Annotated in this window: 9 protein-coding genes; 4 read left to right on the forward strand and 5 right to left on the reverse strand. The window is 50.3% G+C overall.

Annotated elements, in window-relative coordinates; translation table 11 throughout:
• Positions 1–23: 23 nt before the first annotated feature.
• On the reverse strand, positions 24–2297 hold the full coding sequence (locus tag ACYVJM_RS05790) for a DUF349 domain-containing protein (protein WP_461147245.1): 2274 nt from the start codon (positions 2295–2297) through the stop codon (positions 24–26).
• Between the two features lie 94 nt (positions 2298–2391).
• Between ACYVJM_RS05790 and pdxH the strand changes: the two genes are divergently transcribed.
• The 3 genes from pdxH (at position 2392) to ACYVJM_RS05805 (ending at position 6713) form a co-directional block, all read left to right on the forward strand.
• The gene (gene pdxH, locus ACYVJM_RS05795) at positions 2392–3033 is read left to right on the forward strand and encodes a pyridoxamine 5'-phosphate oxidase (protein ID WP_461147246.1); all 642 of its coding nucleotides are present in this window, start codon (positions 2392–2394) and stop codon (positions 3031–3033) included.
• A 215-nt stretch (positions 3034–3248) separates the two neighbouring features.
• Positions 3249–5144, forward strand: coding sequence for an acetate--CoA ligase (gene acs, locus ACYVJM_RS05800; protein WP_461147247.1), 1896 nt, complete (start codon positions 3249–3251; stop codon positions 5142–5144).
• Between the two features lie 168 nt (positions 5145–5312).
• Complete coding sequence (locus ACYVJM_RS05805; RefSeq protein WP_461147248.1) at positions 5313–6713, forward strand: PQQ-dependent sugar dehydrogenase; 1401 nt, start codon at positions 5313–5315, stop codon at positions 6711–6713.
• A gap of 221 nt (positions 6714–6934) precedes the next feature.
• On the opposite strand, the gene ACYVJM_RS05810 is transcribed toward ACYVJM_RS05805, so the two are convergent.
• The 4 genes from ACYVJM_RS05810 to ACYVJM_RS05825 form a co-directional block, all read right to left on the reverse strand.
• Positions 6935–7225 (reverse strand): Uma2 family endonuclease, encoded by a 291-nt coding sequence (locus tag ACYVJM_RS05810; protein ID WP_461147737.1) that lies wholly within the window; start codon positions 7223–7225, stop codon positions 6935–6937.
• A gap of 245 nt (positions 7226–7470) precedes the next feature.
• The gene (locus ACYVJM_RS05815) at positions 7471–8643 is read right to left on the reverse strand and encodes a DUF1624 domain-containing protein (RefSeq protein WP_461147249.1); all 1173 of its coding nucleotides are present in this window, start codon (positions 8641–8643) and stop codon (positions 7471–7473) included.
• On the reverse strand, positions 8640–9539 hold the full coding sequence (locus ACYVJM_RS05820) for a 3-keto-disaccharide hydrolase (RefSeq protein WP_461147250.1): 900 nt from the start codon (positions 9537–9539) through the stop codon (positions 8640–8642). The genes ACYVJM_RS05815 and ACYVJM_RS05820 overlap by 4 nt, the downstream gene beginning before the upstream one ends.
• 22 nt (positions 9540–9561) lie before the next feature.
• Positions 9562–10527 carry a Kelch repeat-containing protein gene (locus ACYVJM_RS05825; RefSeq protein ID WP_461147251.1) on the reverse strand — a complete coding sequence of 322 codons (966 nt, stop codon included), beginning with the start codon at positions 10525–10527 and terminating at the stop codon, positions 9562–9564.
• Between the two features lie 139 nt (positions 10528–10666).
• Here ACYVJM_RS05825 and ACYVJM_RS05830 point away from each other — a divergent pair, with 139 nt between their 5' ends.
• Positions 10667–12340 carry a catalase gene (locus tag ACYVJM_RS05830; protein ID WP_461147252.1) on the forward strand — a complete coding sequence of 558 codons (1674 nt, stop codon included), beginning with the start codon at positions 10667–10669 and terminating at the stop codon, positions 12338–12340.
• The last annotated feature ends 13 nt before the right edge of the window (positions 12341–12353 follow it).

A 12353-nucleotide genomic window follows, 5' to 3' on the forward strand; every position in this document is an offset into this window, starting at 1 on the left:
AAATCCGTAATCCTGTCAAAAAATTAGGCTTGTGCTACCCGAAGTTGGTGACGGAGGTCGTCAAGTTGCTTCTCTGCATCAGCAATTTTCTTGTCAATTTCGGCACGCAGTTTATCGGCGTTTTTCGAGCGGGCAAAAAACTCGATGTTGTTGCGATAAGTAGCGATATCATTCTCAATAGATGTAATACGCCGACGGATATCACCCTCCCGTTTATTGTCGCCACCACCGTCGCGGTTTCCACGACCGAAGTCACGATCCCGATCGCGGCCACCCGAGCGGGACGCTTCTGCTTCGCTTTGCAGCATGATCCGCTCTTTATCCTTTGCCGGAATTTTACCGGTTGAGCCAACCAAGGCATTTACAGCATTGATGTACCGCTTCTGAATCGACTGCATGTCTTTCTTCGGCACAAAACCAATGCTGTTCCATTCTTTCTTGAACTCATTCAATTCAGAAAGGTCGGCGTTGGCGCTTGCGGCTGCTTCGATTCGTTCGATCAGAGCCGTTTTCTGCACCAGGTTGTTCTCAAATTCGCGTTCCGTTTCCTGATTCTTGGAGCGTTTCTTATTAAAGAACGCATCACAGGCGGCTTTAAACCGGTCGAAGATAGTATTCTTTTGTTTCTCCGGTACCTGACCAATGTTTTTCCACTGGCGCTGTAATTCGATAACCGTCTGTGTAATTTCCGGCGACTCCTCTCCTGCTGCCAGGATAGCTTCAACCTGCTCACAGAGTTCAGTTTTGGCCCGCAGGTTTTCTTCCCGCTTGCTTTCGAGCTGACGGAAAAATTCGCCTTTATTGTGGAAGAAAGTCTTTAAAGCAGCCCAGAATTTCTTACTCAATTCTTTGCCTTCTTCGCGGGGCATCGGACCTTTTATGCCGTTCCAACGATCCTGCAAAGCCATTACTGCCTTCGTTTTGTCGTTCCAGTCGTTAATGCTGTTCGACGTAAATGAGGTAATGGGTACCAGTTCTTCGTAAATGGCCGACTTCTCTTCGTACAATTGCGCCGACTCTTTCCGCTGCTCGTTGGTTTGGCCGCGACGTTTGTCGTACAGCACATCCAACGCGGCTTTCATCCGGCCCCAGAGCACTTCCTGTTCGGCTTTAGGCGCCGGACCGATATGCTTATATTCTTCAAACAGGGCATTGGCTTCATCAATGGTTTGACGCGTTACCGGCGTCTCTTCCGCTGCTTTCGCCATGGCTTCGACCTTCTCGATCACCTCCGTTTTCAGGCTGGTGTTCCGCTTACGGTCGAGTTCTTTTAATTCAAAATAAATATTCCGGTTGCTGTAATAGCGATCCACCAACGCGTGGTAAGTAGCCCAAAGCGTGGCATTGTGCGGGGAGTTCATGTTCCCGGCCGCTTTCCACTCGTCCTGGATTTTCTTGAACTCGTTCCAGCTAACTTTTGGATCGCCGGCGTTGTTCTCATCCGTTTCGACAAGTTCACGCAATCGGGTCAACAACTCCGTTTTAGAGGCAAAGTTTGTATCCTTCGCTTTATCCAGGTTCTGGAAGTAGGTATTTTTCTGACTCTTGATTTGCTTGTACAGCTCATCGAACCGCTGTACAGAATCGTCATATTTATACTCGAATCCTTCTTCAGCACCCGTCTCAGCAACGTATGCCTGCAAAGCAGCTTCCCGCTCAGCCCGCTTCATCTGATCGAAAAGTGGCTTCACTTCCTTCAGTACCTGATCTGCTTTCTTAAAATCACCCGGCGAGACCGACGCAATGCTGATCGCTGCCATTTGTGTTTCGAGCAGATTTACGAAATCCTGCTTGGTGAAATGGCTATAATCAACAGAAACCTGGGCAGCGGTCTCATCTTCAGCGTCTTCCAACTCGGCGTATTGGGCCGTAATCTCTTCGCTAACAGAAGCCTCATCGCCAGCTACCGGTGCAGACTCATTCATCTGGCCCGCATCGGATACTGCCGTTGCGGGCGTATCGGCAATGGGCTCAGTTGCTGTTTCGGCAACCGGCGCTATGTCTTCTACCGGTGTCTCTACCGATAAATCACCTGTTGGGTCGGCACTAGCGGCCACTGGCTGTGTCTCTTCAGATTCAGCAGAATGCGTTTCTGTTTGTTCGGATACAGAAGTGCTATCTTCGACTACAGATTCTGGAGCCGGAGCTTCATCCGAAACAACCGAAGTAGTATCTTCCGAAACGGAACCATCTGCCGATGCGGATGTGGTATCTTCGGGCGTATTGACTGCCAGCACGTCGGTTGCCTGGATTGGGGTTTCCGGCTGCTGGTTAATTTCCTGTTCTTCGTTTGCCATGTTGGGAACGTACCGATTACTTTTGCAAAAGTACGACAATATGCGGATTTTCTTGTAGTACAGTTATTGAAAAGCCACTAACGAACATAATAAGATGCCTTCAGCTATCAGCAAGTTACGGAACGAATACACTTTAAACGGGTTGGATGCGGCCGATGTTTTACCAGATCCGATTGCCCAGTTTAAAGAGTGGTTTGAGGCTGCCCTTGGTGCGGCCGTTCCCGAACCAAATGCCATGCACGTAAGCACCGTTTCGAAGGATGGTCGCCCGGACGGGCGGATTGTACTACTCAAAGATGTGTCAGATGCCGGTTTTGTTTTCTATACAAACTACGAAAGCCGTAAGGGCCGCGAACTTACCGAACATCCTTTCGCTACGCTTACTTTTTTTTATCCCGAACTCGAGCGACAGATCCGGATTGAAGGGCGCGTAGAAAAGGTTGACCCTTCGGAGTCAGACGACTACTTTACCAGTCGCCCACGAGGAAGCCAGATTGGAGCATGGGTATCGCACCAGAGTGCCGTTATTGACAGTCGCGAAGTACTGGAGAACCGGCAGCGTGAACTTATAGAACAGTTTGACGGCCAGTCTATTCCGCGTCCACCGCATTGGGGTGGCTTCCGGGTCGTTCCGGATGTACTGGAGTTCTGGCAAGGCCGCCCCAGCCGACTTCATGATCGCATCCGGTACCGAAAAGAAGCCGGAAACTGGCTCATCGAACGGTTGTCCCCTTAGCCGTTTACTGTCAATTCCTACTTTTTCCTAAGCCCGTATTTCGCGCTTTGCTTGCTCAATCTTACCGGTAAAAAACGAGTAAAAGGCAGGTAATTGACAAATAGGCTTCCTGCAGAGCATACAATTCTGAAGAGTGCATTAGCGATTCATTGAACGAGTGAATAGTTTTGTCCCCTTCTTTTATTCTTACTTAATCGCTCAATCACTCTTTGATTATGCGTATCCGAACCTTTGACGAGTACCAGGAAGCCTACAAGCACAGTGTAGAAGACCCGGAATCTTTCTGGGCTGAAATTGCTCAGGAATTTCAGTGGCGTAAACCCTGGACCAAAACCCTGCAATGGAACTTCGATGAACCCAGCGTGAAGTGGTTCTCCGGAGGCAAACTCAACATTACGGAAAACTGCCTCGATCGTCACCTGCTTACCCAGGGCGATCAACCGGCTATTATCTGGGAACCCAACGACCCTAACGAAGCGAGTGTTACCTTAACCTACCGGATGCTCCACGACCAGGTGTGCCGGTTCGCCAATGTGCTGAAACGCAATGGCGTGGTTAAAGGCGACCGGGTTTGTATTTATATGCCCATGGTGCCCGAACTGGCCATCGCCGTGCTGGCCTGCGCCCGGATCGGTGCCGTACATTCGGTGGTTTTCGGTGGTTTTTCGGCACAAAGCATTGCCGATCGGATCAATGATGCGCAGTGCAAGGTGGTTGTTACGGCCGATGGTGCTTATCGGGGCAACAAAGAAATTCCGCTCAAAAGCACGGTTGACGATGCCCTGATCGGCTGCCCAAGTGTACAAAGAGTGATTGTCCTGACCCGTACCCGTACCCCGGTATCGATGCTGAAAGGGCGCGACATCTGGTGGGAGCAGGAGCTAAAGCAGGTCACCGCCGACTGTCCCGCCGAGGAAATGGACGCCGAAGATATGCTCTTCATCCTGTACACCTCCGGCTCAACGGGTAAGCCCAAAGGTGTTGTACACACCTGCGGTGGGTATATGGTCTACGCGGCCTACACCTTCCAGAATGTGTTTCAGTATGAGCCCGGCGATATTCATTTCTGCACGGCCGATATTGGCTGGATTACCGGCCACAGCTACATTGTATATGGACCACTGGCCTGCGGAGCTACGTCCATAATTTTTGAAGGAACGCCGACCTATCCGGATTACGGCCGTTTCTGGGATATAACAGATAAGCATAAAGTCAACATTCTGTATACAGCACCAACGGCCATCCGATCGCTGATGGGCTTTGGGCTGGATAGAGTGGAGAACCACGACCTGAGCAGTTTACGTGTGCTTGGCTCGGTGGGTGAGCCCATCAACGAAGAAGCCTGGCACTGGTACGACGATCATATCGGTAAAAACCGCTGTCCCATTGTGGATACCTGGTGGCAGACTGAAACGGGTGGTATTCTCATTTCACCGTTGGCCGGTATCACCAAAACAAAACCAACGTTTGCGACCCTTCCCCTGCCGGGTGTTCAGCCGATTCTGGTCGATGAAAACGGCAAGGAGATCGAAGGAAACGGCGTAAGCGGTAATCTGTGCATGAAGTTTCCCTGGCCGGGTATATTACGAACGACCTACGGTGACCACGAACGCTGCCGCCAAACATACTTTGCAACCTATCCGGGTCTTTATTTCACGGGCGATGGCTGCCTACGCGACGAAGATGGGTATTATCGGATTACTGGCCGTGTGGATGATGTGCTGAACGTATCCGGGCACCGAATCGGTACGGCCGAAGTCGAAAACGCCATTAACATGCACACGGGCGTGGTCGAAAGCGCGGTTGTTGGTTACCCGCACGACATTAAAGGACAGGGCATCTATGCTTACGTCATTACCGATCAGCAACCGTCCGACCACGACGCAGACCTGACCAAACGCGATATTCTGGCTACGGTAACACGGGTCATTGGCCCCATCGCCAAGCCCGATAAAATTCAGTTTGTCACGGGCTTACCCAAAACGCGTTCCGGCAAAATCATGCGCCGTATCCTCCGCAAAATTGCAGAAGGAGACACCAGCAATTTAGGCGACACAACCACCCTGCTCGACCCGGCCGTGGTTGACGAGATTAAGGAGGGAGCGTTGTAACCGACACCTTTCGTTACGATTTTCACTGGCGCCGGGCGGAAACGTTCGGCGCTGGTGCGTTCCACTGGTTGGTTAAAGAAAACACGAAAGGCCTATCCCATTCAAAATCAGTAGAAAAGCCAGAATCATAGCATTTTACGGGAAGATACATTCCCTACACAGAGACCCATGCTTAAATTTACCATCAGCGCTGCATTTGCCGCTGTCTTTTTGCTCAGCAGCTTCCTTATTGACCGAAAGCCGGTTGCGAAAACAGCCCGCGAAAACTATACGACATATTGCTCCTCCTGCCACGGCGAAAAAGTCGAAGCGTTTGTTGACCGTAAGTGGAAACACGGCAACGCGAAAAGCGACCTTATTAAAAGTATTACGGAAGGGTACCCCGATCTGGGCATGCCGACCTGGAAAGCCACGCTGAGCGCATCCGAAATCGACGCGCTGGCCGAGCTGATTACCGAAAGCCTGAAAACTGTTGACCAGTACAAGTTTGCCAGCAAGCCCACCTCCAATCTGTTAGCATCTGAAGGCCAGACGGTAAAGCTTGACACCATTGCCACGGGACTTGGCTCGCCCTGGGGACTGGCATTCCTGCCCAATGATGAACTGCTCATTACCGACCGTTCCGGCGATATCTATCGGATTGACAAAAGCCACCAGAAAGTTAAAGTGAAAGGTGGCCCAACGGTGCTGGCCGAAGGGCAGGGTGGTTTGCTGGATGTAGTTCTGCACCCCGACTTTGCCAAAAACCAACTCGTCTACTTTTCGTATTCGGCCGTAAAGACCGAGGGCGACCAGAAACTATCGACTACCGCCGTTATGTGTGCGAAGTTAACGGGAGCTACCCTAACCGACCAGAAGGTCATTTTTGAGGCTCTCCCTTATTCAAAAACCCGGCACCATTATGGCTCCCGGATGGCGTTCGATAACAAAGGTTACCTGTTTGTTTCGGTAGGCGAGCGGGGTAATGAAAAAGAAAATCCGCAAACCATCACAAACGATCTGGGTAAAGTTCATCGCCTGCACGACGACGGACGCATACCGGCAGACAACCCCTTTGTGAACGACAAAACCGCTCGTGCGTCGATCTATTCGTATGGGCACCGCAATCCGCAGGGGATGATGAAACACCCCATAACCGGCGAAATCTGGACGAACGAGCACGGTCCACGCGGGGGTGATGAACTCAACATTGTCAAGAAAGGCAGCAATTACGGCTGGCCGGTTATATCGTACGGCATCAATTATGACGGCAAACCCATTACGGCCCTGTCGGCCAAAGAGGGCATGGAGCAGCCCCTCACCTACTGGCTTCCGTCTATTGCGCCTTCGGGTATGGCGTTCGTCAATAGTGCGAAGTACCCCGGCTGGAAAGACAACGTACTCATTGGCTCGTTGCGGTTCCAGTACCTGAATCGCTGCGTCATGAACGGTAACAAAGTAGTTAAACAGGAAAAACTGCTGCCCAACATCGGCCGCGTCCGAAACATCAAACAAGGGCCCGATGGGTATTTGTATGTGTCGGTTGAAGACCCCGGCTACGTATTTCGGTTAATGCCCGTGTCGATGTAATGCCCCGTTGGGAAACTGACCTTTTTTACACACGTTCTTACAACAGAAAAGCCGGACAACATGGTCCGGCTTTTCTGTTGTAAGAACGTGACATTTATCCTGTATTTACTTTTCCAAAATATTGGCCAGCACCGTTTCAAAGCCAATTATCACCTCCTCGCCCGACAGTATTCCAGTAAACACTTTCGTTTCGGCAACCTGGTTCGGACAATAGATGTAGGTTAATTTTTCATTTGGATCAACCAGCCACGCCAGCCGAACGCCGTTTTCGATCCATTTCCCCATTTTCTCTCTTTTAGAACCTCTATATTATCTGAGTCGCTGGCTAACTCAAGGACAAAATCCGGGGCCAGATGCGGAAAGGAATGTTTTTCTTTCTTGCTGAGAGCATCCCATTGTTCGCGTCGAATCCAAGCGACATCAGGCGCTTTCATGGATTTATCGTTTAGGAAAAACCCTCCGTTCGAATCAATGACTTTACCCGCTTTTGCCTTACGGTTCCAGATACCGATTTAAGTATTTGATTCGCTGTTATTCGAGCTCGTCAGAAGGTGAGTAGGAGATATATTAATATACAGATTACCATTCTCATCACGCTCAATAGTTAGTTCCGGGTTAGCCAGACAGAACCGGACTAATTCATCATCCGTAAAAACGTCGAGTTGCGGTATGTGCAGCGGCAGTTGGATAAGTAATCGGGTTTCAGCTGTAACTAATCTATCAAATTTGGTAAAGCAATTAAAGCCTGCAACCATTCTTACACGTACCGCAACCAGCTAATTTCAGGGTGAGCGGCCTTATACTTTCCGTACCATTTACACAGCGGATAAAGCAATAATACTAATCCCAGCCAAACCGCATAGACCCATTCGAGCGAGATACCCGCATTGGGCGGCCGGCCGAAATTCAACGGGCCGGACGGCAGGTCAGACCAGGAATATCCTTGCAGCAGACTCATCCCGATCATGGACAGATGCACCAGATACCAGTGAAGGATATAATAAAACATCGGCACCTTTCCGTACACCGTAAGCCAGCGGGTGAAGCGGTTGTCGGCTCCATCAGTGAGGTATAGAAACACCAGCATCAGCCCGAGCATGAGCAAGGCATACAAAAGTGAAGGTGGATATTTGGTGACGTTGATAAACGAAAGGAACGTAAACAGTGCGCTTTTCTGTGGTGCCCAGGGAGCCGGATCGCCATATACGTTCAGAAAACGCAGCACCAAAAACAAAGAAAGTATCCCCAGACCAATTTGAAGCAAGAGCGGTTTCCGCTGCTCCATTGGCCGTTCCATCAACTGACCGCAGGCATACCCAACCAGCATAATACCCAGCCACGGAATGAGTGGATACGCGACCAGCAACGCAAAGTGAGGACTCACCGGAAAGAAATCCGTTCGAAAAAATAAGGCCCACAGCAATTTAGCCGCTGGGTTCGTGAACGTTGGTACAAGCTGGAGAATGTTATGCCCGAACACAATTACCAAACCAATCAGGCCAACCTGTTTCGCGGGCAATTTCGACAGCAGGGAAAGGATAATTAGCCCTCCACCAATGGCATAAATAACCTGCAACATCAGCGACTGAAAGTGAATGTCGAACCAGAAGGCGAAGTTAATAACAGTCAATTCGAGCAGGATGAGTACTACCCCCCGTTTCAGCAAAAACCGTCGCGCCGACTGGCTTGTCTCAACCGTCATACCCTGCTTCCTCAATGACAAATAGGCCGACGTTCCAGATAGAAAGACGAAAGTTGGGGCACACAGATGAGTGATCCACCGGGTCATGAAAATAGCCGGTGTAGTTGTAGCGAAGTCAGTTGGATTCTGGGTAAGTGCAGGCGTATGAAGCAGATCGCGGACATGATCGAGCGCCATGATAACCATCACCAACCCACGCGTTACGTCGATGGCAGTGACCCGTTTCATTTCTTAAACCGGCACTTTGTATTGTCGGCTTTCACGTAATACGACTTATAATTCAACGCTTTCGGGTTCATGCACCCCTTAAGCTCAAGCACTTCAATGTTTTTAAAATCGATGGGATGGCTTTCAGCCTGCAAGGCAAGGTATCCACTGCCAAGTGGGGTGTTAGCCTGACTGACCCAGTGTTTTTCGGCATTGGCGCCAAATCGTCCGGCATCCCAGTCATGATCTTTACTGACAAAACCGCCACCTACTTGGGGCCGCTGGTACGTCAACACGGTGTCTCCATTGATGAGATGATGCACCAGGGAATCCCCCAGCACAATGGCTTCGGCAGTAACCCACTGGTCACCATCGTAGGTTTTCGAATTGGAGTCCGTGCAGTGTTCGGGACGGAGGCTATTTCCTATAAATACCTGCGTTCCAGGTGTGCATAAGTTACCAGTATGGCGCTCTCCTTTACCCAGACCACCCAGCAACTGCATCTCCAGAGAAACAGGGAACGTTTGATTAAGCGACAAACTTTCTGCGGACTGAGAGTGCAGCATAATGCCACTATTACGCACATTCCAGGAATCGCCGCCGGGGGTTTGATTACCTAAAAAGCGGTACTTGAATCGTACACGATAATAGGCGTAGGGCTTTTTGTAATAGATATGTCCGTACTTGAAATCAAAAGTTTTATACTGGTCATAGGCCACACGCAGAATACCATTCTCGACCCGAAAGGTATTTTGATAATTGTCGTTGAGTGGCCGTCCGGCAATTTTTATGTCCCAGTCTTTTAAATCTTTTCCATTGAAAATCTGAACCCATTCCTCTTTACTGGCTGTCTTCTGAGCGAAAACCGTTGTGATTGAGAGGAAGCCGATCAGGAGCAGGCGTAGTGTGTGTTTCATGAGACAAGCTGGTCAAATTATATTATTTCAGTGCTTCAACGGTGTTTAATTCCGGGCCACCACCATGATTGGCCGATCCTGCGACAATGTAGATTTTATCTTTGTAAACGACCGCCTGCGTACCATGACGCCCCTGTTTTAAGGTCGGGCCGGTGGTCCACTTGTTTGTTTTTGGGTCGAGTGCTTCGGCTTCGTTATGAGCCAGCAGTTGTACGGTTTCACCACCAATGATCCAGACTTTACCGCCCAGCGTCACGGCCGTTGCGCCTGCCCGCTGGGTTGGGATGTTAGCTGTAGCGGGCAGCGTTTCCCAACGGCCCGTTTTAAAATCGTACACATCGACCTCAGCAATGGTTGTTTCCAGCACTTTGTTGATCCGCGCCGTCGAATTACGTCCACCAGCCAGATATAATTTATCCCCTACAATGGCGGCCGTAATGTGGTCGCGGGTGCGGGGAGCGTCAGGAAGACGTTTCCAGGTATTCGTTTTCGGGTTATATTCATCCAGCCAGGCTACGTGTCCGTCGTAGTGCCCGTCGATGATACCGCAGGCCATGTATATTTTGTCTTTGTAGACCACCACACCTGCCGAGCCCCGCAGCCGCTCCTTCGGAATTTCGGGACCAGTGCGCCATTTTCCGGTTTTAGGGCTGTAAATGTATATGTTTGGCAATGGAGTTTCGTGCGGGTATTTTCCCTGAAAAGCCCCCATTACGTACAACTCGCCCTGGTATGTAATGGCTTGAAAGTGATTCATTTCAACGGGTGGCGTAGGTAGTGTTTGCCAGACGAGCGTTTTTAGGTTGAGTGCTTCGAGTGGTTTCATACCCCGTCCACCCACGGCATACAGACTGTCGCCAATCAGCGTAGCAGCGTTCTCATGGCGGGTAGAACAGGTGTTCTGGGTTGTAACAGGTTGCCAGCTTTGCGCCTGAACATCCATACTGATGCTGGCGAAGCCCAATAAATAATGAAAATAGCCCTTCATAAAGGTTTGTAATAGAGCAAAAAGAGTGATTGATCAATAAATCATATTTGAACCCGATACTACTCTAATTTAGGGGGTATTTGGTAAACCATTTACTTCATTTACCGTTAAACTATAGAGTTAATATATATATGTTGTTATGGAAACGAACCAAAATGGGAACCTGTCTTCCGAACAGGCAAACGGTCAGAACGGGCATAGCCCCGGACCAGAATTTGGTGCTACCGGACTTCAGCCACAAGACCAGCCCACAGACCAGACCTTAACGACCAGACAGGGTCATCCACTCACCAACAACCAGAATGTCCGCACGGTGGGAAGCCGGGGGCCAACCACCCTGGAAAACTACCCTTTCCTCGAGAAAATCAGTCATTTTGACCGGGAGCGCATTCCGGAACGTGTTGTTCACGCCCGTGGCGCTGGCGCCCATGGTGTGTTCGAAGCTTACGGAACCGTTGGCGACGAGTCCGTTTCGAAATACACCCGCGCCAAACTATTCCAGGAAAAAGGAAAGCAAACACCGGTTTTTGTCCGTTTCTCGTCCGTTATTCATGGTGGTCACTCACCCGAAACACTCCGCGACCCTCGTGGTTTCGCCGTGAAATTTTACACGGAAGAGGGTAACTGGGATCTGGTGGGCAACAACCTTAAAGTGTTCTTCATTCGCGACGCGATGAAGTTCCCGGATATGGTACACGCCTTGAAACCGGACCCAATAACGAACCGGCAGGACGGCGGACGCATTTTTGACTTCATGAGCAATACGCCCGAGTCGGTTCACATGCTCACATTCCTGTTTTCACCCTGGGGTATTCCTGCCAATTACCGCCAGATGCAGGGATCAGGCGTCAACACGTATAAATGGGTAAATGAACAGGGCGAAGCCGTGCTGATCAAATACCATTGGGAACCCAAACAAGGAATTAAGAACCTGACTCAGCCCGAAGCTGAGCAGATTCAGTCAAAAAACTTTAACCACGCCACGCAGGATCTGTACGACGCCATCGAGGCCGGAAACTTTCCCCAGTGGGAGCTCCTGGTTCAGATCATGAGCGATGATGAGCATCCTGAACTCGATTTCGATCCCCTCGACGATACAAAGCTGTGGCCGCCGGAGCAGTTCCCGTGGTTGCCAGTGGGTATGATGACGCTCAACAAAAACCCGGAGAACTATTTCCATGAGGTAGAGCAGGTTGCTTTTGGAACGGGGGTGCTGGTCGATGGGCTGGATTTCTCCGATGACAAAATGCTGCAGGGCCGTACCTTTTCTTACTCGGATACGCAGCGTTACCGTGTAGGTACCAATTACCTGCAACTACCCATCAATGCGCCGAAAAAACATGTGGCGACAAACCAGCGCGACGGTCAGATGCAATACCGCGTTGACACCGCACCGGGGCAGAATAAGCATGTCAATTACGAGCCGTCGTCCATGAACGGCCTGAAAGAAGCGCCCCGGACATATCCGGACAATAAGCCTTTCATTTCAGGAAACCTGATGCGTCAGCCGATCGACCGGACCAATAATTTCAAACAAGCCGGCGATCGCTATCGTACGTTTGAAGACTGGGAACGCGATGACCTGATCAACAACCTGGTGGATAACCTATCGGGCGCTCAGCAAAATGTGCAGGATAAGATGGTCGAACTGTTCAGTCAGTGCGACGAAGAGTATGGTCGACGGGTGAAGGAAGGTCTGCAAAAAGTGGCCAATGGCACAGGCCAGCAACCGCATGGCCAGGCAAACACGCAGGTTGGTCATGAAGCTGCTCAGCAGGCCGAAGAAATGGCCCACGATGCCAAAGCTTATTAACTAATGGATAATG

It is taken from the genome of Spirosoma pulveris, assembly GCF_054781875.1.

Coding starts and splice junctions, on each gene's coding strand:
- pdxH (WP_461147246.1), top strand. CDS start 2,392: ATGCCTTCAGCTATCAGCAAGTTACGGAACGAATACACTTTAAACGGG.
- ACYVJM_RS05820 (WP_461147250.1), bottom strand. CDS start 9,539: ATGAAACACACACTACGCCTGCTCCTGATCGGCTTCCTCTCAATCACA.
- ACYVJM_RS05825 (WP_461147251.1), bottom strand. CDS start 10,527: ATGAAGGGCTATTTTCATTATTTATTGGGCTTCGCCAGCATCAGTATG.
- ACYVJM_RS05830 (WP_461147252.1), top strand. CDS start 10,667: ATGGAAACGAACCAAAATGGGAACCTGTCTTCCGAACAGGCAAACGGT.
- ACYVJM_RS05815 (WP_461147249.1), bottom strand. CDS start 8,643: ATGAAACGGGTCACTGCCATCGACGTAACGCGTGGGTTGGTGATGGTT.
- ACYVJM_RS05790 (WP_461147245.1), bottom strand. CDS start 2,297: ATGGCAAACGAAGAACAGGAAATTAACCAGCAGCCGGAAACCCCAATC.
- ACYVJM_RS05805 (WP_461147248.1), top strand. CDS start 5,313: ATGCTTAAATTTACCATCAGCGCTGCATTTGCCGCTGTCTTTTTGCTC.
- acs (WP_461147247.1), top strand. CDS start 3,249: ATGCGTATCCGAACCTTTGACGAGTACCAGGAAGCCTACAAGCACAGT.